The following is a 21,829-nucleotide window of genomic DNA, read 5'->3' on the forward strand; positions in this document are numbered from 1 at the left end:
ATAGGCTAAACACGGTATGTTGCAATAATGTTAATTGGTAAAATATTTATTCGACTAAGTAAGCATTTAATCTGTTTTTTATAGTAAATATGAAAATTAATAACTAAATGGAATATCAAAGCAGATTCTATTCTTTTTTAATCGCGCGAGACCTCGTTATTCTTCACGCTCAGATAAACTTTTAAAAAGCATCGTTTGAGCTCTTTTAAAGTCGAAAAAATTGTTAGTGAAATGCCAGTAGCAAGGGGTTTCGCAGTTAACTTTCAGGGTTACGAGGAATAAATTCATGTTGTTGAGTCAACTAAATGCAGCGGCGAGCCCGCTATCGCAAGAGCAAGTACAAAAGCTGCAAGGCTTAGTGGCTGAACTTAATCCAATTCAGCAAGCGTGGGTAAGTGGTTACTTAGCTGCGAGTGCTAATGCGGGTGCACTAACAGGGGGCGTTGCTGCGGCTCCTGCTGCAGGCGATGCTGCACCACTCACTATTTTATACGGCTCACAAACAGGCAACGCCAAAGGTGTTGCAAGCAAATTAAAAGAGCAAGCTGAGTCACGTGGATTAGTAGTAAAACTAGTCAATATGGCTGACTACAAGCCTACAGCCCTGAAAAAAGAAAAATTTATCACTGTTGTGGTATCAACATACGGTGAAGGTGAGCCACCTGAAGATGCAGAAAGCTTACATGAATTCTTAACCACCAAAAAAGCACCTAAATTAGATGGTGTAAAGGTAGCAGTAATTGGTTTAGGTGATTCAAGCTACGAATTCTTCTGCCAAACAGCAAAAGATTTTGAAGAGCGCTTCAATAAACTAGGTGCAGAAACTATTTTCCAACGCGCAGACTTAGACGTTGATTACGATGACGAAGCTGCAAAATGGATAGACGGTGCGCTTGATGCATTTGAACCCGACCTAAAAGCACAGCAACAAACAAGCGGTGGTCAAGTGGTGGCAATGCCATTTGGTGCAGCGGCACCAGCAGCAAGTCAATACACCAAACAAAACCCGTTTGCCGCTGAGCTTAGTGTGGTACAAAAGATCACAGGCCGTGATTCAACGAAAGATGTACGTCATGTTGAGATTTCTTTAGAAGGTTCTGATATTACCTATACACCGGGTGATTCGTTGGGTGTGTACTTCTTAAATGACGAAGCGCTTGTTGATGAAGTACTTGCGCTTACACAAATCGATGCATCGAGCACGGTTAAACTAGGCGACGAAACGCTAAGCGTACGTGATGCACTGATTGAAAAGTTAGAATTAACGCAGTCTTACCCTGGCTTTGTTGAAAAATACGCAACAGCAACGGGTAACCCTGAATTATTAAAGCTTGTTGAAGATAAAGCGGCTATGCGTGAGTACATTGAGCCTCGCCAAATCTTCGATATTATTCGTCAAAACCCAGCAAAGCTTGACGCACAAACGTTAGTAGATTGCTTACGCAAACTACAAGCGCGTTTATATTCGATTGCATCGAGCCAAGCCGAAGTTGAAGAAGAAGTGCACTTAACGGTTGGTCTGGTTGAGTTTGACGCATTTGGCAGCGAGCACTTAGGGGGCTGTTCTGGTTATTTAGCGCGTCGAGCTGAAGAAGGCTGTAAGGTAAAAGTATTCAGTGAGCATAACGACAACTTCCGCTTACCAGTAAGCGACGAAACGCCCATTATTATGGTGGGACCGGGTACCGGTATTGCGCCATTCCGTGCGTTTTTACAAGAACGAGACGCCCGTGAAGCAAGTGGTAAAAACTGGCTATTCTTTGGTAACCCACACTTTACGCAAGACTTCTTGTATCAAGTAGAAATTCAAGGCTACTTAAAGTCAGGCTTACTCACTAAAGTGGATGTGGCATTTAGCCGTGATCAAGCAGAAAAAGTTTATGTTCAAGACAAACTACGTAAAAACAGCAAAGAGGTGTTTGCGTGGTTAGAAGCCGGAGCACACATCTATATTTGTGGTGATGCTAATCGTATGGCGAAAGATGTGCACCACGCACTGGTTGACATCATCAAAGAAAACAGCGGCAAAGATGATGAGCAAGCTGAGCAATACTTAAAAGATTTACGTAGCGCCAATCGCTATCAGAAAGACGTGTATTAATCACGTTTAAAGCTAACAGCCGTCACCGTAACAAATTTAGGAAATACCATGAGCGAACAAGACAAAAACGTAAAGCTTTCTGATAACGAGCGTTTGAAAAGAGAAAGTAACTTTTTACGTGGCACCATTGCACAAGATTTAAAAGACGAGATCACCGGTGGTTTTACCGCTGATAACTTCCAGTTGATCCGTTTCCACGGTATGTATCAGCAGGATGACCGCGATATTCGCGCTGAACGTGCTAAACAAAAGCTAGAGCCGTTACATAATGTTATGTTACGTGCGCGTATGCCAGGCGGTATCATCAAGCCTGAACAATGGTTAGCGATTGATAAATTCGCCGACGAGAAAACCAGCTACGGCAGTATTCGTCTAACAACACGCCAAACGTTTCAGTTTCATGGTGTGCTTAAGCCCAATATTAAAGGCATGCACCAAATGCTTGATAGCGTGGGCATTGACTCAATTGCGACCGCGGGCGATGTGAACCGAAACGTACTGTGTACGACGAACCCAGTTGAGTCAGAGCTTCATCAAGAAGCGTACGAGTGGGCCGCGAAGATTTCTGAGCATTTATTACCAAAAACCAAGGCTTATGCTGAGATTTGGTTAGATGGCGAAAAGAGCGAAACCACCGAAGAGCCCATTTTAGGCTCAACGTACTTACCACGTAAGTTTAAAACGACGGTAACGATTCCACCGAATAACGAAGTGGATGTACACGCCAATGATTTAAACTTTGTGGCAATTGCAGAAAACGGCAAATTAGTTGGCTTTAACGTGTTAGTGGGGGGTGGTCTTGCGATGACTCACGGTGATACAGCTACGTATCCACGTAAAGCAGATGACTTTGGTTTTATTCCACTTGAACACACATTGAAAATTGCTGAGCACGTGGTGTCTGTTCAACGTGATTGGGGTAACCGTTCAAACCGTAAAAATGCAAAAACCAAATACACATTAGACCGTGTAGGTACTGATGTATTTAAAGCGGAAGTTGAAAAGCGTGCTGGTGTTAAATTCGAAGACAGCCGCCCGTATGAGTTCACTCACCGTGGTGACCGTATTGGCTGGGTAGAAGGCATTGATGGTAAGCACCATTTAACGCTGTTTATTCAAAGTGGCCGTATTTTAGATTACCCAGATAAACCACTCAAAACGGGATGTCGTAAAATTGCTGAAATTCACCAAGGTGATTTCCGTATGACGGCAAACCAAAACCTGATCATTGCTGGCGTACCCGCTGATCAAAAAGCCGTTATCGAAGAGATTGCTCGTAATCATGGTTTAATTGATGACAGCCATACTGAGCAACGTAAAAACTCAATGGCGTGTGTGGCATTACCAACGTGTCCGTTAGCGATGGCAGAAGCTGAGCGTTACTTACCAAGCTTAATTGAGAAAACAGAAGCGCTCTTAGCGAAACACGGTATGGGTGATGACAACATTATTATGCGTGTTGTGGGTTGCCCGAATGGCTGTGGCCGCGCGATGTTGGCAGAAGCAGGGCTTGTTGGTAAAGGCCCGGGTAAATACAACGTGTACTTAGGTGGTAACCGTGAAGGCACGCGTATTCCTAAATTGTATTTAGAAAATGTTGGCGAAGATGTCTACCTAGATGCATTCGATAAGCTCATAGGCCAATGGGCGAGTGAGCGTAATGACGGTGAATGTTTCGGTGATTTTGTTATTCGCAAAGGCATTGTTGCTGAAGTCAAAGTTTCAGTAACCGATTTTCACGCATAATTTTAAAAGCGATACCGCTTTAAGGTTTGGAATTAACCATGAGTGAATTTAAAAACATCTTAACGATGAGCAAAGAAGACCAAACAGCCATGCTGGCTGATATTAACGGTCTTCTTGCTGAAAAAAGCGCTGAGGAGCGTGTTGCGTGGGCACTTGAAAACTTACCAAGTACACACTTTTTATCGTCTAGCTTTGGTATACAAGCCGCTGTGATGTTGCACCTTGTGACATCGCAGCAGCCAGATATTCCTGTGGTACTGACTGATACTGGTTATTTGTTCCCAGAAACCTATCAGTTCATCGAGCAAATGACCGAACGACTTTCGCTTAATCTTAAAGTTTATAAAGCTGAGCTTAGCCCTGCGTGGCAGGAAGCGAAGTTTGGTAAGCTTTGGGAGCAAGGAGAGGCGGGTATTAAGCAGTACAATCAGCTTAATAAAGTTGAGCCAATGACCCGCGCATTGAATGAGCTTAATGCGGGTACATGGTTCAGTGGCCTTCGTCGAGACCAATCATCGTCGCGTGCTGATAAACAAATAGTTGAAATTAGCCGTGGTACAGTGAAAGTGTATCCACTGATAGAGTGGAATAATCGCGATATCTATCAGTACCTAACGAAACATGATTTGCCGTACCATCCGCTTTGGGAGCAAGGCTATGTGTCAATGGGTGATGTGCATACAACACGTAAACTCGAACCCGGTATGACTGAAGAAGAGACTCGTTTCTTTGGGTTAAACCGTGAGTGTGGTTTACACATTGATGGTGACGGTATTTAGTCCTAATTTCCTATCAGAAAATTCATAAAGCGCGACATCGGTTGCGCTTTTTTTATACCAAAAATGTATAGTCCATGGCTCAATCGAGTGAGAGAAAATCATGAGCCGTTTAGTTATATTATTCTTGTTGTTTAGTCCATTATGTTTAGCCGATACGCTTCGTATAGGATTGCCTGATAGCGATTATCCTCCTTATCATTTTATGGCCGGTAAAGAAGAGGGCATTGTGAGCGATTTACTGAACCGTTTTGCAAAACAATATGGAGTGAGTATTGATTACTTTTACGTGCCAGAGAAACGTTCACAAAAAATGCTTGATGAAGGGTTACTTGATGGTCGAATCGAGTCTGTAGAGTGGTATGTTGGACAGAATCAATACTATTGGAGTGATGCGCTCGCGATGGTAGAAGATGTATTGGTCATGCCAAGTGGCTGCCATATTCCTATGATTGAACAGCTTGCCGGGTATGTGCTTATGGCGCGTTATGGCTACACCTATCCCCAGTTTGAACACTTATTTCAATCAGGTGATATGCACAGAGAGAATTTTTACTCAGAATTTGAAATGCTACTTGCCTTAATGGATTGGGAGCATAACCAACGCGTCGCAGTGATTTCTCGGGATGCCTTAACGTGGTATTTTGCTCGCAATAATGATTTCAAAAAGTTTACTGTGAGTGATTACTCTGTAGGCAAAGCGCCATTACAGTTACAGTTTGCGTTTGATGAACGTGGTAAAGAGACCAGCAAACAATTTAATGACTTTCTGAAAAATCTCAAATCATCAGGAGAGTTTGCTAAGATAATGAATAACTACCAATAACGGATAAATTGGATCATGAAGCGATTTTGCTATCTTGCAGTAATGCTATTACTGACCAGTATTGTGCTGCTATTTTATATAAAAAAGCCCGATGGTCAGCCTTACTTATCGCTCAGCATGTTGCAACGTTATTCACAACAAGTAAGTCATGATGTCACTGAAAGCGCGTCACAAAATGTTGAGTCGTGGGGTGTTAAAGCCGAGCAGCTTTTAAAGCAATTTAGCGAGCCTGATAATGGTCATGCAGCTGTTGTGGTTTATAAATGGCAAGATGAACAGGGACAGTGGCATTTTGCAGATACTCCTCACCCACAATATGCGAGTACGTTGGTGACGTTAGACTCGCGAGAAATCACGGTGCTACCCGCAGAGAGTTTTCAAGCAGACCCCGAAAGCAAGTTAACTGATACACAGGTTAAATCAGCTGCAGATTCGAATTTATACGACCCTAAAAAAATACAACAACTCATACAAGATGCTGAGCAAGTAAAGCAGCAAATTGAGCAACGTAATAAGCAATTAGAACTCTAAACGTGCGTGTTTTTTGTGGTTAATTCGCTTTCAAGCTTCATTAAAAGAATGGTTAAATAAATCTTTGTCGGTAATGAAAATAATACGCCTACCGCGATACAAGCCGCACTGATCATAATGCCGTGAACACCTAGGCTTTCATCTAAATAGTTACTTGCTAACAGCGAGTGGCCTAAAATAATTAAGCAAATACCTAATATAATAAACACCTTAAGGGTTCTTATAATATTTTTTTCGGTCATTTTAAGCACCAACATTTAAAGTCGTAATTAAAGTGTAGGTGCTATCTGACTTAGACGGTTTGTTTTAAATCAAGTAATGATTGGTTACTTATTGAGCTTTACTGGGCCGTTAATATTGTCAATACTTAAGTCGCCAGAACCAGCCTCAATGATAGCGAGTCCAAGGGTATCATTGACATAAATACTGCCAGAGCCATCGGTGATGGTAACGAGCCCTTTTATGTGTCTTACATCTATATCACCAGAGCCGTCTTCGATAGTGAGCGCACCACCTAATGTTTTAACGCTAATACTACCTGATTCATCAATGATACGTGCTGGGCCTTGGCTATTCTCGATGCGAATATCTCCAGAGTCATCTTCAATATCAATACGGCCTTGGCCTTGGTCTATTATAATTGAGCCAGAATCGTCTTCTATGTTGATATTGCCGCTTACATTACTAATGTGAATGTCGCCAGAGTCATCATCAAGACGAATATTGCGACCTCCTTCAATCACAATGGATCCTGAGTCATCATCAATATTGATATCGTTTTGCATAGCACGTATGACGATATCACCTGAATCATCATCAATATCAAGTTTAAGCTGTGCTGGCACAGATACGATTAAATCGATATGAGGTGATGAGCCACTGTAAAACGACACGCTACCATTATTGAGCTTACTGATAAGCTCAACTGTGTCGCCGTGTTTTTCAAGTGTTAGCGTATAGGTTTCATCGCCTTTAGCCGCATAGATATTGGCATTCACTGTGATAGCTGTGGCATTGCTGTCGCCTTTGATGATCAGTGAGCCTGCTTCGGCATCGATTCTTAACTGGCTTACATTTGCAGCCGAAACGCGTAAGTCTTGTTGTTTTTGTTCAGCAAACTGATCCGCAGATACATGAATAACACAGCCTGTTAATAATAAGCTCGATGAGATGGCAGTTGCGCACATCGCGCGTTTGAATGATGCAATAGTCATATGGATTCCAAAATTATTGTGATTTTTATCTGGTTAGCATTTGCAAATTATTATCCAAGTTTAACGTGCTGATTTTTATGTGCTTTTCATTTTTTGTAACTAAGTGTGCTGGTCTAAACTGCAATTTATTGGTGTTTTAAACAAAAAAGGGGCTGAAATCTCAGCCCCTTAGTTAACTTAAAAGTGATTACTGCTCAGCCAGCATATTACGAAGTACATACTGTAAAATGCCGCCGTGTTTGAAGTAATCCCACTCTTTGGGTGTATCAATTCGCACATCAACACTAAAGCTAACTTGCTTACCTTCGCTGTTAGTTGCAATTACGCTGACTTCATTGGTTTTGTCGTATAAGCCTTCAAAATCAAAGGATTCTTGACCAGTCAAACCAAGCGATTCATAACTTTCACCTTCTTTAAATTGAAGCGGTAATACACCCATACCAATCAGGTTAGAGCGGTGAATACGCTCATAGCTTTGCGCTATGACTGCTTTTACACCCAGTAATAAAGAGCCTTTTGCTGCCCAGTCACGTGATGAGCCGGTCCCATACTCTGCACCAGCCAAAATAATCAATGGGGTACCGTCTTGTTGATACTGCATGGCCGCATCAAAAATGCTGGCAAGTTCATCTGTTGGTTGTATGCGTGTGACACCCCCTTCAGTGCCAGCAGCAAGTAAGTTTCTTAATCGTACATTGGCGAAGGTGCCGCGCATCATGACTTCATGATTACCTCGACGAGAGCCATACGAGTTAAATTGTGCTTTTTCTACACCATGTTCTTGTAAGTACAAGCCAGCAGGAGCATCGGCTTTAATCGCACCCGCAGGTGATATATGGTCGGTGGTGACTGAGTCTCCAAGTTTTGCTAAACAACGTGCTCCACTGATCGTGGGGATACCGGGCGGTTCTATTTCCATGCCATCAAAGAATGGCGCTTTTTTAATGTAGGTTGATGCGTCATCCCAGTCATAAAGCTTACCTTCAGGGATTTGGATTTTTTGCCAGCGATCATCACCTTGATAAACATTACCGTAGCTCGATGCAAACATCTCTTTGGTGACGGTATCACGCACTAACTCACTCACCTCACTCACACTTGGCCAAATGTTCTTTAGATAAATGTCGTTACCATTGGGGTCTTGTGCCAAGGGCTCATTGTATACGTCAATGTCGGTGCGTCCCGCGATAGCGTAGGCCACAACAAGCGGAGGCGATGCTAAAAAGTTCATTTTAACATCTTGGTGGATACGGCCTTCAAAGTTTCGATTGCCCGATAAAATAGAGCTTACAACAAGTTTATGCTTCTGAATTGCTTCACTTATTTCATCAGCGAGTGGGCCTGAATTACCAATGCACGTGGTACAGCCATAACCCACAAGGTTAAACCCAAGCGCGTCTAAATCATCCATTAAATTCGCTTTTTTCAAGTAATCAGTGACCACTTGAGAACCTGGCGCGAGTGATGTTTTAACCCAAGGTTTTACTTTCAACCCTAGCTGTTTGGCTTTTTTAGCAACTAAACCCGCCGCCAGAATAACGCTCGGATTTGACGTGTTTGTACAGCTTGTTATTGCTGCAATGACACACGCACCGTCTTTTAACTCAAACTCTTCGCCTTTAAAGTTAACTTTGGCTGCGCCCATATATTGCGCTTCGTTAACAGGATCATCCGGATTAGTTGTCGGACCTTCATCTTCGATACGTGCTTCTTGAGTATCACTTTTATCACGCTGTTGCATGCGCTCATTTTGGAAAGCTTTTAAGTGCTCCCCAATCACCTCGCCTGCTTTATCAAGGGCAATACGGTCTTGCGGACGTTTGGGACCAGCAAGGCTAGGCACTACATCATCTAAAGACAGCTCTAATGTGTCGGTGTAATGTGCTTCGTCGCCTGGGTTTCGCCAAAGTCCTTGGTGTTTGGCGTAGTCTTCGATTAGCTTCAGCTGTTTTTCATCGCGATTTGTTAAACGCAGGTAATTAATCGTTTCATCATCAATCGGGAAAATACCGCATGTTGCACCATACTCAGGTGCCATGTTTGCGATGGTAGCGCGGTCTGCAAGTGGTAAGTCAGCAAGGCCATCCCCATAAAACTCAACAAATTTACCCACGACGCCATGTTTACGCAGTATTTCGGTTACTGTGAGAACTAAATCTGTGGCGGTTGTGCCTTCGGGCAAGCGACCATTGAGCTTAAAACCAACCACTTGTGGAATTAGCAAGCTAATGGGCTGACCAAGCATAGCCGCTTCGGCTTCTATGCCACCGACACCCCAACCAAGTACGCCTAAGCCGTTAATCATTGTGGTATGTGAATCTGTGCCGACTAGGGTATCTGGATAAGCGAGGGATTGACCATTTTTTTGATCGTTAAACACCACACGTGCCAAATACTCTAAATTAACTTGGTGTACGATACCGGTTGCGGGTGGCACCACTTTAAGGTTGTCAAAGGCTGTTTGTCCCCAACGTAAAAATTCGTAACGTTCTTTATTTCGTTCATATTCGAGCTTGGCGTTTAAGTCGAACGAGCCATCTTCGCCATAACCATCAACTTGTACAGAGTGGTCTATTACGAGTTCCGCAGGTGACAGTGGATTAATTTTAGCGGGGTCTCCGCCAAGTTTTTCCATGGCGTCGCGCATTGCGGCTAAATCAACAATCGCAGGGACACCTGTAAAGTCTTGCATTACTACGCGGGCAGGCGTAAAGGCAACTTCGGCGGAGGGTTTTGCTTGTGGATCCCAGTTGAGAAGTGCGTCTATATCTTGCTTTTTAATGTTTACGCCATCTTCGTTGCGTAATAGATTTTCTAACAATATTTTTAATGAGAAAGGCAGGCGTTTGGCTTTGTCACCAAGACCTTGTAAAGAGTGGATATGATATTGCTCACCATTAATCGTAAGCTGTTTTTGGGTATCAAAACTGTTATTCATTATTTGCCCCTGTGGTTTACGCAAGCAATGCTCGCTTTTTATGTTTCCTTTACGAGATATCTGCAAACTTAATACCAGCTATTAAAATTCACCGTGCTGATGAAAAAATATGCTATCTAATTATAGTTGATGCCGATGCAACTTATTTCAAGGGGAGAGAGCAATAAAAGAGCAGTAATTAGACAGCAGCTCATAACATAGACTGACGTTAAGTTAGCCAATGCTGCTGTTTTGCGTGATGGCTAACAAGCAACAATAATAAGCCAATTACAATCACGCAAAATGGCATTGCCAAAGCACTAAAACCAAAGAGGGCGAGGCTATCGATTACGATAAAGTTGTAGTACTGCTGGACTAATACAGCGACAAACGAAATAAGAAACAACTCGCGCGCGAGGGCTTTTTTAGCAAGTAATAAAATGCTTGCTAAGCTGGCTGAAAACACCGCTATCGCAAAGGCAAGCGTTGACCACAGCGGGACATCACGGTATGCGGCTTGTTGATCGAGTGGTAATTGGTCAATCATCTCTGGAGTAATGAGTAGCTGCATAATAAGTGCAATTACCCCGAGTAGATTCCAAACTAATGCGGCCCAAGCAAGTGGTTTGAGCCAAGCAGGAGAAGTCATAAATCACCTTCATATTGTTATTATTAAGCACAATTAAAGGTGATAAATATTAACTAAGCAAGGCTAACCAAAAGAAATAGGGCGACGACCTGTTTTTTCGTCTACTTTAGGCTTTTTAGTGCGCTTACGTTTTTTGGCTGTTGATGCGCTGCTCTCTAGCGGGGCGTTCTGTCGTTGTTGCTCAGGTTGTTTTTCTGGGCGAGGGTTCGGTATTGCATCCTCACTTAAGGTTAATTGAAATTGCTCACCATCAAACGAAAGTACGTCGCCACTGTATAATTTTTTCCGTTTTATTGTACAAATTTCATAGTTAACTCCAACATAACCTTCACCGATTAAGGTCTTTGCTTGGCCACCTGTCTCAACTAAATCGAGCACTTTAAGTAAGTTACATAACTCTATTGGCTCTTCTTCAAGCTCAATTTCGATGAAATCTTCGTTCATGTTGGTCTCTCATTATTTAATCGCAGCCATTATAAAGCCTAGCACTGGATTGAACCAAGGTTAAATTTTTAAGCGCTTCACATACTTAAAAAATGAGCATAAAAAATAATGACGTATTTTGCAGAGTCGTAAGAAAACTGCAGTATTTCATAAGTACACTGCGCGCGTCTTGATATGGTGCGCTACTTGCTAAATGCAACGTCGTTTTATTTATTATTCGTTCAGGAGAAGTAGTCATGGGCGTTAGGTCAGTACTGAAAAAAGAACTAATGGGGTTAGACGATACATCGTTACTTGCAGCAGATGATGTGCGTGCATTATTAACCCAAACAATGAAAGCGCAGCCTGATAAATCAGAACAAGGCTTTGCATTAATTTCGCGTTTTAATGATAACCATAGCCAGCTTGCCTATGGAGAGAAGAGTAAAGAAGAGTTACTTGAGTATCAGGTTCACCGCTTATTTAAAGATATTCTTTACACTCGACGCAGTGTTGATAAATGGCTAAGTCACCATTTAAATTAGTTGATTAATCAGCTTTCCTTTAATAGACTACACTTGTAATCCATTAGAGGGAATAGTATGAACAGGATGTATATTTGGTGTCTGCTGCTATTGTTAGTTGGTTGCCAACAGCCAACTGTTTATGTTTATACAGAAAACTTAGACGCACAGCAGCAAGCTCAGCTCGATTTAGCCTTAAGTGCTCAGCGTTTACCTTATAAATACACGCAACTGAGTGTGCCGCGAGAGTTTGGCGGCGCGACTTTGATGTTATCCGAAGATAAAATTTTGACTGAACAGACTGAGATCTTAGCTGGCATCATGCAGCGACTGGGTTATCAGCCTGAGATAAAATACACCACCGCCGCAAATCACTTTTACAATCATGGCAATATTGGCTTTTACTTAAAAGCACCGAGTGAGGAGGATGAAATTTCTCTGCCTAATCGTGTTTTCACAACACACTGCGATGAGGATAAGTTTAATGGACTGAAGGTGACATTTACCGAGAAGCACGCCGAGTTTGTGCTTCCTGGCGGGACCCCAGTATCACTTAAGTGGGATTATCTGTACGGTTATCTGGTTATTTATTATAAAAACTATTCACAGACCTACAGCCATTCAACACCCTATGTAAGTACACCTTTTGGTGAAAAGCCAACAGATACCTATCGATATACTATTAGGGTTAATCAGCCTAGTTGGTTAAATTGTTCGTTGCAAATAGTCTATATGGACTAAAAAATCTTTACCTCAATCAAACTTGAGGTTTTAGCATGGCTGTCATCATTACTTATAAGGACATGCCATGCAAAGCTACATTATACCAATCCGCAAAAATACTTAATCATTTTGAGTGATCAAACCAGTCGCTACCTGCGTTAAAAATTTCTGATTTAGAACAACTAAATAACTAAATTTTTGCCTTGTTATCAACGCGGTTTTATTGCCTCAAAATAGACCACTTAATTAAGCGGAATGGTATTAAACATTATCTAAATTCTTTGGCTATTGATTACATTAATGAAGACAGAAATCTTGCATTGATTGAGCGTTTACAAGCGGCGCATTTAGCTCGCTATAGTTTCAGCAGTGTCAATGCATTACAGGCTAAATCACTGAGCCTTGATGACGATAAAGTGTTTTCACGTTTAATTAATTTACAAGAAGGAGGTTATTGCTTTGAACATAACAAGATCTTCTTTCTTGCGTTGGTCGCACTCGGTTTTGACGTTGAAATACTCATAGCGCGGGTGATGCTTAACGGCCGTGAAGAAAACCCTCGCTCGCACCGATTAACAAAATTGACACTCGAGGGTAAACACTATTTGCTCGATGTTGGCTTTGGGGTAAGTACACCGGTAATCGCATTGCCAATTGATCAGTCGTCACGGGTCAGTGAAGGTGTGAACTTATATGAAATTAGCCGACGTGACAGGTTAATTGATGTGAGGCAAGTTTTACCAAATGCTCAGCATTTATACCGCGTTGAACTGGCTCAATTCTATGAGAGTGATTGCGAAATCGCTCATTTCTATAGTCATCACCATCCAGACGCTGCATTTGTTAACAACCTTGTTGTATCACGTATTGAAAAGGGTGAACGCTGGCTTATTCGAAATAATCTACTGCATTATTGGCACGAAACATCAGCAGTTCATACGCAACAGGTTATTCAATCACGTGAGCAATTACATACATTACTTACAGACACATTTCTTTTAAATGTAAGCAAAGCAACGTCTGCATGGTTAATGGAGCGCTATGTATTAGCCGCGTGATTCGAGGAAGTTACTCAGTTTAATAATACGCTCACTCATGCCTTCGATGATGCGGTCTTTAATTTTTTCGCGGATCACGTTTGGCAATCGGGTGAGGGCTTCCGGTGTGATTGCCAGTAAAATAGTATCCACTTTAGCGCGGGCGCTAGTACTGCGCTCGCGATTATTGATAAATGCGCCTTCACCAATAAACTCACCCGGTTCAATGGTGCCGAGCTCAAGCAAATGGCTTTGCTTAAAGATGATTAATGAACCACTCAAAACAATATAGAGTCGCTTGTCATTATCAAACTGTTTAAATACAGCTCGACCTTGTTGTACTAAATACAAATGGCTGAAAGATTCTAATAACACCTGTCGTTCACTCAGGGTAAACTCCCGAAAGAACGCCAATCGGTTAATAATTTCCATCTGCTTAATAAGCGGAATATGTTCGATTAACTTCATTACTTACATCGTTTATAACGCAAAATTAGCTAATATTGCGCTCTTTTAACTTGCGGGTCAATGTATTGCGCCCCCAACCAATTTTAACCGCAGCCTCTTGTTTGTGGCCTGCACAATTTGCCAGTGCGGTTTTAATTAAACGAGTTTCCAGTTGAGCTTGAATCGCGGGCCAAATATTTTCTTTCCCTTGTTTAAGCTCGAGGTTTAACCATTGTTGGAAAGCTTCAAGCCAATCACCTTCTTGCTCTACAGGTTCTGCCGCGATAATTTCCGGTGGTAAATCTTGCTCACTGATAAGCTCTCCAGGTGCCATTACGGTTAACCAACGACAGGTGTTTTCGAGCTGACGTACGTTACCCGGCCAGTTAAATAACCGCAATTGCTCGGTCGCTTTTGGGCTTAAAATTTTGCTTTCGACTTGCAGCTCTTTGGCGCTTTTATGGAGAAAGTGTTGTGCTAAACGTTCAATATCCTCTGTACGTTCACGAAGAGCCGGTAAGCGAAGACGCACCACATTTAAGCGGTGGAATAGGTCGTCACGGAACTTACCTTGTTTTACCAAGTCTTCTAAGTTCTGGTGGGTGGCGGCAATAATACGAACATCTACTTTAATACTTTGATGGCCGCCAACGCGGTAAAACTCACCATCGGCTAAAACACGTAATAAACGGGTTTGTACATCCAGTGGCATGTCACCAATTTCATCTAAAAATAGCGTGCCGCCATTCGCTTGTTCAAAGCGGCCTTTACGAATACTGTCGGCCCCTGTAAACGCGCCTTTTTCATGGCCGAATAATTCTGACTCAACCAGTTCTTTAGGGATGGCAGCCATATTAAGAGCAATAAACTGGTTTTCTTTTCGTGGGCTATGGTTATGCAACGCACTGGCGACAAGCTCTTTACCAGTGCCTGATTCGCCATTGATTAAAACACTCATGCTTGATGCAGATAATTTACCTATTGCACGAAACACTTCCTGCATAGCAGGGGCTTCACCAATGATATGGGCATTGGTTTGCGGCGCTTGTTTACGTCTGGTTTTCTTTGTGGAGTTTGCACGGCAAGCACTTTCAACTAAAGAAACGGCTTCTTCTAAATCAAACGGTTTTGCGAGGTATTCAAACGCCCCTTTTTGAAACGCATTAACCGCCGAATCTAAATCCGAGTGGGCAGTCATGATAATGACAGGTAACCCAGGGTTTTGCTCAGCGATTGTTTCTAGTAACGCCATACCATCCATACCTGGCATACGCACATCAGACACCAGCACGGTAGGCTGGCTAAACTTTAAAGCATTCAGCACTTCTTGCGCATTGGCATAGCTTTGAGTTTCAAATCCTGCTCGTGCCAGCGCTTTTTCTAATACAAAGCGTATTGAGGCATCATCATCAACTAACCACACTGTTTTCATGACTACTCCAAAAAAAACCATTAATCCGTAAAAGGCAAATAGATATTAAATTCTGTATGGCCTGGCCAACTGTCACACTCTATGTGTCCATCATGTTGGTCAACCAACGTTTGCGCGATGGATAAGCCAAGACCCGACCCATTTTCTTTATTGGTAATCATCGGGTAAAACAAGGTTTCTTTTAAACTCTTGTCTATGCCTGGACCGTTATCCGAAATTTGGATCAGCAAGGTTTTTTTCGGTGCTTTACCAGGGCGTCTATGTTGATGGTTGATACGGGTTTTTATTCTAATTTCTCCCCCATCAACGAGCGCCTGTTGTGCATTACGAATAATGTTTAATACCACTTGTTGAATTTTACTCTGATCGATATATACGCTGGGTATGCTCGGGTCATAGTCTTTCACTAACGTGATATTTGCATTGTTATCAAGCATGCTTAATTTAACGACAGACTCAAGCGCTTGGTGAATATTGCCATACGACTTATGTGGCAGTTGATTCGGGCCAAGTAAACGGTCGACTAATTCACGTAAGCGGTCTGCTTGTTCAATAATGAGTTCTGCACATTGATCTCGTTCTTGCTGATCAACCTCATACTGCAATAATTGCGCCGCTCCGCGTATACCCCCCAAAGGATTTTTTATTTCGTGGGCTAAACCACGAATTAAATTACGTGCAGCTTGATACTGATGCATTTGATTTGAGGCCTGATCGTGGCGAATTTCATCGTCCATCTGGCGGCATTCAAACAAGATATAATTGTCATCTTTATTGGTAATTCGGCGTGTACTAATTGTGAGCTTGGCATGGCGAGAATCGATGAACACCACGTCAGCTCTATGCTGGTGGCAATCAACACCATCAAAGAGTGAATACTGAGCAATGCGTTTAAGATCGATAGAGTGGTAGTTAAACAGGTTATCAAACGGTTGGTTGAGAATGCGCTTTGGCCCTAAACCAAGTAGCTCACTGGCACTATCATTGGCATAAACAAGTTTAAAATCACGGTTAAGTAAAATAACCGCTGTACTTAAATTTTTCCAAATGCTGTCGAGCAATTCTGAGTTAAATTGTGTATCACTGAGCATGGTTGCACCATTTTAGTGCGTTACGATTAAGTGCAGCTTAGCATAATCCTTTTGCATTGCGAGGCGCGTTTGAAAAAATTAATTCCCACCAACAACAGACGCTCTGTGCATGTAGAATGTGCTAACTGGACTGACCGAAACGAGTTTATTGTTCGCATTAAATAGTTTGGCTTGTAATGTGTGCTCGCCTCGATTTACGCCTCGTAGTGCAAAAGTAGAACTGTTACTTGGTTCGCCATGGGGGGCACCATTTACAAAAAGTTGTACTTTAAAACCCGTTGCAAAGCGAGGAATGACACGGGTTGTAACATAAACAGAACCGGAGTTTTCTCTGACTGTTGCTTGGTCTTCAGGTGAGGAAATAGCGATTTTAAAGTTTACGGGTGTTGCACTGGCTGTGTTATCAAGAATACTGGTGTCGGTAGCAGGCATGGTCAAGTTAGGGGTATTAAGCTTTACTTCGGTAGCACCGGGGCGTGGCGTATCAGAAAATACCAGAACACCATTTTTATCTTTCCACGAATACACTTTTTTTGTTGTTCCATAACTAAAAAAGCTTACTGATAGTAACAAAAATACCAATAAAGTTGTTCTTTTCACCCTGCGACCCTGCATTTTTTTATGTAATTAAAACTGTAGAGGAGAACACGCCTAATTACCATTAAAAAAGCCCGCCAAAGCGGGCTTGAGAACACACATTAATTATTTACTGTCTACGACGTATTAAACGCTGTAGTACATTTCGAACTCAACTGGGTGAGTTGTCATGTTAAGTTTTTCAACTTCTTTGTTCTTAAGTGAGATGTATGCATCAATTAGGTCGTCAGTGAATACACCACCTGCTTTTAAGAACTCACGGTCAGCATCTAAAGCAGCAAGTGCTTCGCTTAGTGAAGAGGCAACTTGTGGGATCTCAGCTGCTTCTTCAGCAGGTAGATCGTATAAGTCTTTATCCATTGCATCGCCAGGGTGGATCTTGTTTTGAATACCATCAAGGCCAGCCATAAGCATTGCAGAGAATGCTAAGTATGGGTTTGCTGTTGGATCAGGGAAGCGTACTTCGATACGACGTCCTTTTGCAGATGGTACTACAGGGATACGGATTGAAGCAGAGCGGTTACGTGCAGAGTATGCAAGCATTACTGGCGCTTCGAAGCCTGGTACAAGACGTTTGTACGAGTTAGTTGACGCGTTAGCGAATGCGTTGATTGCTTTAGCGTGCTTGATGATACCACCGATGTAGTAAAGCGCTTCTTCAGAAAGACCTGCGTATTTGTCACCAGCGAAGATGTTCACGCCATCTTTACCTAAAGATTGGTGACAGTGCATACCAGAACCGTTATCACCTACAAGCGGCTTAGGCATGAATGTCGCTGTTTTACCATAAAGGTGAGCCATGTTATGGATAACATATTTCATCTCTTGGATTTCGTCAGCTTTTAATACCATTGTATTGAAGCGTGTTGCGATTTCGTTTTGACCCGCAGTTGCTACTTCGTGGTGGTGTGCTTCAACAACTTGGCCTAGCTCTTCAAGAACTAAACACGTTGCTGAACGCCAGTCATGCGATGAGTCGATTGGTGAACATGGGAAGTAACCACCTTTAACACCTGGACGATGACCTTTATTGCCACCTTCGTAATCTTTATCTGAGTTCCAAGCTGCTTCGATGTCGTCGATTTTATACATAGAACCAGACATGTCTGATTTGTATTTAACGTCATCAAATAGGAAGAACTCTGGCTCTGGGCCAAATAATACTGTGTCTGCGATACCTGTTGAACGCATGTACTCTTCTGCACGTTTAGCAACAGAGCGAGGGTCACGCTCGTAACCTTGAAGTGTTGAAGGCTCAACAACGTCACAACGTACGATTAAAGTTGCTTCTTCAGAAAATGGGTCCATTTTTGCAGACTCAGGAACAGGCATTAATACCATGTCTGATTCGTTGATACCTTTCCAACCAGCAATTGAAGAACCGTCAAACATTTTGCCGTCTTCAAAGAAGTCTTCATCAACTTGATGATGAGGAATAGAAACATGCTGTTCTTTACCTTTGGTATCAGTAAAGCGTAAATCAATGAACTTAACGTCATTTTCTTTGATAAAATCTAAAACCGATTGTGACATGTGTCCTCCAATTGTTGGGTTTTATTTTTGCTGCATTATTGCTTTTGTTCTATGTAAGCTGGTTTCATGCCAAATTTTTAACGCCTTGTTTAGGCTTATAAAAATAAAATAAAGCGCATTTTGTTAATTATTTTTGCACTATTTTGGTGCGTAAAATGTTCATTGTGGTGCGTTATGCTTGCCGGTTGTATTTGCACAACGATTAACCACCCTAGTTAGCATAAACGAAATGTGCTTTAGTGCCAAAATATTGCTAAAAAGGTGATTTTTTACCAGTTTGGATGTTCGATTAAAGATAAAATTAATAAAATTGTCATTTATAAAACAGATACTTATAAAAAGCCTGAAGAAAGTTTATAAAATTGTATTGGATAAACTTTCATCCATGCCATTATTAAGGGATAATATGCGCCCTTTTAAATCCTATGCTTAGACATCTGTTGAAAATGCAGGTGAGTGCGTAGATCTTGCAGGATCAATGAGATTCAATTTCTCTGAGAAAAAATATGAGCATCGAAAAGTTAAGAAATATAGCGATTATCGCCCACGTTGACCACGGTAAAACAACTTTGGTTGATAAACTGCTTGAGCAATCAGGCACATTAGAAACACGCGGCGGTAATGAAGAGCGCGTGATGGACTCAAACGACATTGAGAAAGAACGTGGTATTACCATTTTGGCTAAAAACACAGCCATCTCTTGGAATGATTACCACATCAATATCGTAGACACCCCAGGACACGCCGACTTCGGTGGTGAAGTTGAACGCGTACTTTCGATGGCTGACTCAGTATTGTTACTTGTTGATGCTCAAGAAGGTCCAATGCCACAAACGCGCTTCGTAACGCAAAAAGCGTTCGCGCAAGGTTTGAAGCCAATCGTTGTTATCAATAAAATTGATAAGCCGGGTGCACGCCCTGATTGGGTTATGGATCAAATCTTTGATTTATTCGATAACCTTGGTGCAACTGACGAACAGTTAGACTTTAAAGTTATCTACGCATCAGCTATCAACGGCTGGGCAACATTAGATTTAGACGAACCATCTGACAACATGGAACCTATGTTCAAGATGATCGTTGACGAAGTATCACCACCGGATGCAGATCCTGAAGGTGACTTCCAAATGCAGATTTCTCAACTTGATTACAACTCATACGTAGGTGTAATCGGTATCGGCCGAATCAAGCGTGGTTCTGTAGCGCCTAACCAACAAGTAACTATTATCAGTGCTGATGGCACAAAACGTAATGGTAAAATTGGTGCGGTTCAAAGCTACTTAGGTCTTGAGCGAATTGATACAGACCGTGGTTATGCGGGTAATATCGTAACTGTGACAGGTATAGGCGAATTAAAAATCTCTGATACAGTGTGTGCGCCTTCTAACGTTGAAGCGTTACCTCCGCTATCAGTTGATGAGCCGACAGTAACAATGACGTTCTCTGTAAACACGTCGCCATTTGCGGGTAAAGAAGGTAAGTTCGTAACATCACGTAATATCCTTGAGCGTTTACAAGCTGAGCTTGTTCACAACGTTGCATTACGCGTTGAAGAAACTGACAACCCAGATAGCTTCCGTGTATCAGGCCGTGGTGAACTTCACTTAGGTATCTTAATCGAAAACATGCGTCGTGAAGGCTACGAGCTTGCTGTTTCTCGTCCAGAAGTAATCTTACGCACTGTAGATGGTGTATTAGAAGAACCGTACGAAACAGTAACGATTGACTGTCAAGAAGAGCACCAAGGTTCTATCATGGAACAAATTGGTCTGCGTAAAGGTGAACTAACTGACATGGCGCCAGATGGTAAAGGCCGTATGCGTATGGACTTTATGATGCCGAGCCGTGGTTTAATCGGTTTCCAAACTGATTTCATGACGCTTACATCAGGTTCAGGTCTTATGTACCACACGTTTGATCATTACGGTCCTCATAAAGGCGGTAACATCGGTCTACGTAAAAATGGTGTAATGATCGCTAACGCAACAGGTAAAGCGTTAACTAACGCATTATTCAACCTTCAAGAGCGCGGTAAGCTATTCATCGGTCACGGTGTAGAAGTTTACGAAGGTATGGTTATCGGTATTCATAGCCGTGATAACGACCTAACTGTAAACGCACTTAAAGGTAAGCAGCTAACGAACGTTCGTGCATCAGGTACTGATGAAGCGCAAACATTAACACCACCATTGAACTACACACTTGAGCAAGCGCTTGAGTTTATCGATGATGACGAGTTAGTAGAAGTAACACCTGAAAATATTCGTATTCGTAAGCGTCACTTAACTGAAAGTGATCGTAAACGTGCGAGCCGTGCTTCTAAAGGCTAATTTACGCTTTTAGCTCACGCAAAATAACACGCCGTCGTATTGCAAAATACGGCGGCTTTTTTGTTTAAGGAGACTTGTTTTTTGCTGTCAGCCGTAAGATCACACTCACAAATGTTCGTTTTGTTGTTACTGGTTTTTGTTGTTACTAAGGGGTGGCGTATTTTATTTCTATTGATAAATTAATTACTTGTCTACTAACCACTAACCACTAACCACTAACCACTAACCACTAACCACTAACCACTAACCACTAACCACTAACCACTAACCACTAACCACTAACCACTAACCACTAACCACTAACCACTAACCACTAACCACTAACCACTAACCACTAACCACTAACCACTAACCACTAACCACTAACCACTAACCACTAACCACTAACCTCTAACCTCTAACCTCTAACCTCTAACCTCTAACCTCTAACCGCAAGTTGCCACTTTTTTGCTAAAGCCTCTATCTGTACTATCTTTTTAAATCTACCTTGAAGGAGATCAGGATGTATTTAGTCAGGCTTATTTATACGAGTGAAGTTTGTGAAGGATTTGGGCCGAGTGATATTGAGGATATCATTGAAAAAGCACAGAAAAATAATCATGCGTCGAATGTAACAGGGTTGCTGTGTTTTAATAGTTCGCACTTTTTACAGTGCCTAGAAGGATCTCGACAGGCGGTAAATGCAACCTATCATAAGATCTTAAATGATAATCGGCATCGAAATATTATTATGCTGAATTACTGCGAAATTTACGAAAGGGAGTTCGAAAACTGGTCAATGGGTTATATTCCGTATTCAAAAATAACCACACCGCTTAATTTAAAATACTCAGGCACCAGCGAATTCGATCCGTTAGCAATGTCAGGAGGCAGTGCACATAAACTCATGATGGCACTGAGAGATACATTAGTAAACCAATAACCCAAATGGA

At 42.1% G+C, this 21,829-nt stretch carries 20 protein-coding genes; 10 read left to right on the forward strand and 10 right to left on the reverse strand.

Annotation, left to right across the window (positions count from 1 at the left end):
• Nucleotides 1-286 precede the first annotated feature (286 nt).
• The 5 genes from D0907_RS01195 (at nt 287) to D0907_RS01215 (ending at nt 5,980) form a co-directional block, all read left to right on the forward strand.
• Entirely contained in the window at nt 287-2,101 is a 1,815-nt protein-coding gene (locus tag D0907_RS01195; protein ID WP_118843909.1) for an assimilatory sulfite reductase (NADPH) flavoprotein subunit, read from the forward strand.
• Nucleotides 2,102-2,149: 48 nt separating this feature from the next.
• A complete protein-coding gene (gene cysI / locus D0907_RS01200; RefSeq protein ID WP_118843910.1) occupies nt 2,150-3,847 on the forward strand; it encodes an assimilatory sulfite reductase (NADPH) hemoprotein subunit in 1,698 nt (565 codons plus the stop codon).
• Between the two features lie 38 nt (nt 3,848-3,885).
• Nucleotides 3,886-4,626, forward strand: a complete 741-nt coding sequence (locus D0907_RS01205) for a phosphoadenylyl-sulfate reductase (protein ID WP_118843911.1) — start codon at nt 3,886-3,888, stop codon at nt 4,624-4,626.
• 100 nt (nt 4,627-4,726) lie between these two features.
• Nucleotides 4,727-5,449 (forward strand): substrate-binding periplasmic protein, encoded by a 723-nt coding sequence (locus tag D0907_RS01210; RefSeq protein WP_118843912.1) that lies wholly within the window; start codon nt 4,727-4,729, stop codon nt 5,447-5,449.
• A gap of 15 nt (nt 5,450-5,464) precedes the next feature.
• Nucleotides 5,465-5,980: a DUF4124 domain-containing protein gene (locus tag D0907_RS01215; protein WP_118843913.1), complete on the forward strand. Its 516-nt coding sequence runs from the start codon at nt 5,465-5,467 to the stop codon at nt 5,978-5,980.
• Here the strand turns inward: D0907_RS01215 and D0907_RS01220 are convergent.
• The 5 genes from D0907_RS01220 to D0907_RS01240 all read right to left on the reverse strand — a co-directional run bounded on the left by D0907_RS01220 (nt 5,977) and on the right by D0907_RS01240 (nt 11,204).
• Complete coding sequence (locus tag D0907_RS01220; protein WP_036974184.1) at nt 5,977-6,222, reverse strand: hypothetical protein; 246 nt, start codon at nt 6,220-6,222, stop codon at nt 5,977-5,979. The genes D0907_RS01215 and D0907_RS01220 overlap by 4 nt on opposite strands.
• 84 nt (nt 6,223-6,306) lie before the next feature.
• The gene (locus tag D0907_RS01225; protein WP_118843914.1) at nt 6,307-7,194 is read right to left on the reverse strand and encodes a DUF4097 family beta strand repeat-containing protein; all 888 of its coding nucleotides are present in this window, start codon (nt 7,192-7,194) and stop codon (nt 6,307-6,309) included.
• Between the two features lie 187 nt (nt 7,195-7,381).
• On the reverse strand, nt 7,382-10,132 hold the full coding sequence (gene acnA, locus D0907_RS01230) for an aconitate hydratase AcnA (protein WP_118843915.1): 2,751 nt from the start codon (nt 10,130-10,132) through the stop codon (nt 7,382-7,384).
• Between the two features lie 208 nt (nt 10,133-10,340).
• The gene (locus D0907_RS01235) at nt 10,341-10,760 is read right to left on the reverse strand and encodes a hypothetical protein (protein WP_118843916.1); all 420 of its coding nucleotides are present in this window, start codon (nt 10,758-10,760) and stop codon (nt 10,341-10,343) included.
• Nucleotides 10,761-10,823: 63 nt separating this feature from the next.
• Nucleotides 10,824-11,204 carry an RNA-binding S4 domain-containing protein gene (locus tag D0907_RS01240; RefSeq protein ID WP_118843917.1) on the reverse strand — a complete coding sequence of 127 codons (381 nt, stop codon included), beginning with the start codon at nt 11,202-11,204 and terminating at the stop codon, nt 10,824-10,826.
• A gap of 236 nt (nt 11,205-11,440) precedes the next feature.
• On the opposite strand from D0907_RS01240, the gene D0907_RS01245 reads away from it, so the two are divergent.
• From D0907_RS01245 to D0907_RS01255, 3 genes are all read left to right on the forward strand, one after another.
• Entirely contained in the window at nt 11,441-11,728 is a 288-nt protein-coding gene (locus D0907_RS01245; RefSeq protein WP_036974174.1) for a hypothetical protein, read from the forward strand.
• Nucleotides 11,729-11,785: 57 nt separating this feature from the next.
• Entirely contained in the window at nt 11,786-12,448 is a 663-nt protein-coding gene (locus tag D0907_RS01250; protein WP_118843918.1) for a hypothetical protein, read from the forward strand.
• Between the two features lie 263 nt (nt 12,449-12,711).
• Nucleotides 12,712-13,488, forward strand: a complete 777-nt coding sequence (locus D0907_RS01255; RefSeq protein WP_162898020.1) for an arylamine N-acetyltransferase family protein — start codon at nt 12,712-12,714, stop codon at nt 13,486-13,488.
• Here the strand turns inward: D0907_RS01255 and D0907_RS01260 are convergent.
• The 5 genes from D0907_RS01260 to glnA form a co-directional block, all read right to left on the reverse strand.
• On the reverse strand, nt 13,477-13,935 hold the full coding sequence (locus D0907_RS01260; RefSeq protein WP_036974168.1) for a cyclic nucleotide-binding domain-containing protein: 459 nt from the start codon (nt 13,933-13,935) through the stop codon (nt 13,477-13,479). The two genes, D0907_RS01255 and D0907_RS01260, sit on opposite strands and share 12 nt — an antisense overlap.
• Nucleotides 13,936-13,960: 25 nt before the next feature.
• A complete protein-coding gene (gene ntrC / locus D0907_RS01265; RefSeq protein WP_036974166.1) occupies nt 13,961-15,346 on the reverse strand; it encodes a nitrogen regulation protein NR(I) in 1,386 nt (461 codons plus the stop codon).
• 20 nt (nt 15,347-15,366) lie between these two features.
• Nucleotides 15,367-16,437 carry a nitrogen regulation protein NR(II) gene (gene glnL, locus D0907_RS01270; RefSeq protein WP_036974163.1) on the reverse strand — a complete coding sequence of 357 codons (1,071 nt, stop codon included), beginning with the start codon at nt 16,435-16,437 and terminating at the stop codon, nt 15,367-15,369.
• Nucleotides 16,438-16,515: 78 nt separating this feature from the next.
• Nucleotides 16,516-17,037, reverse strand: coding sequence for a DUF4124 domain-containing protein (locus D0907_RS01275; RefSeq protein ID WP_425274491.1), 522 nt, complete (start codon nt 17,035-17,037; stop codon nt 16,516-16,518).
• A gap of 123 nt (nt 17,038-17,160) precedes the next feature.
• Nucleotides 17,161-18,567: a glutamate--ammonia ligase gene (glnA, locus tag D0907_RS01280; protein WP_036974159.1), complete on the reverse strand. Its 1,407-nt coding sequence runs from the start codon at nt 18,565-18,567 to the stop codon at nt 17,161-17,163.
• A 506-nt stretch (nt 18,568-19,073) separates the two neighbouring features.
• Here glnA and typA point away from each other — a divergent pair.
• Both typA and D0907_RS01290 read left to right on the forward strand, forming a co-directional pair.
• Nucleotides 19,074-20,897: a translational GTPase TypA gene (gene typA, locus D0907_RS01285; protein WP_036974157.1), complete on the forward strand. Its 1,824-nt coding sequence runs from the start codon at nt 19,074-19,076 to the stop codon at nt 20,895-20,897.
• Between the two features lie 502 nt (nt 20,898-21,399).
• On the forward strand, nt 21,400-21,819 hold the full coding sequence (locus tag D0907_RS01290) for a BLUF domain-containing protein (RefSeq protein ID WP_065978929.1): 420 nt from the start codon (nt 21,400-21,402) through the stop codon (nt 21,817-21,819).
• Nucleotides 21,820-21,829 lie beyond the last annotated feature (10 nt).

Origin of the sequence: Pseudoalteromonas lipolytica, assembly GCF_003515105.1 — a bacterium.
Classification (GTDB): Bacteria; Pseudomonadota; Gammaproteobacteria; order Enterobacterales; family Alteromonadaceae; genus Pseudoalteromonas; species Pseudoalteromonas lipolytica.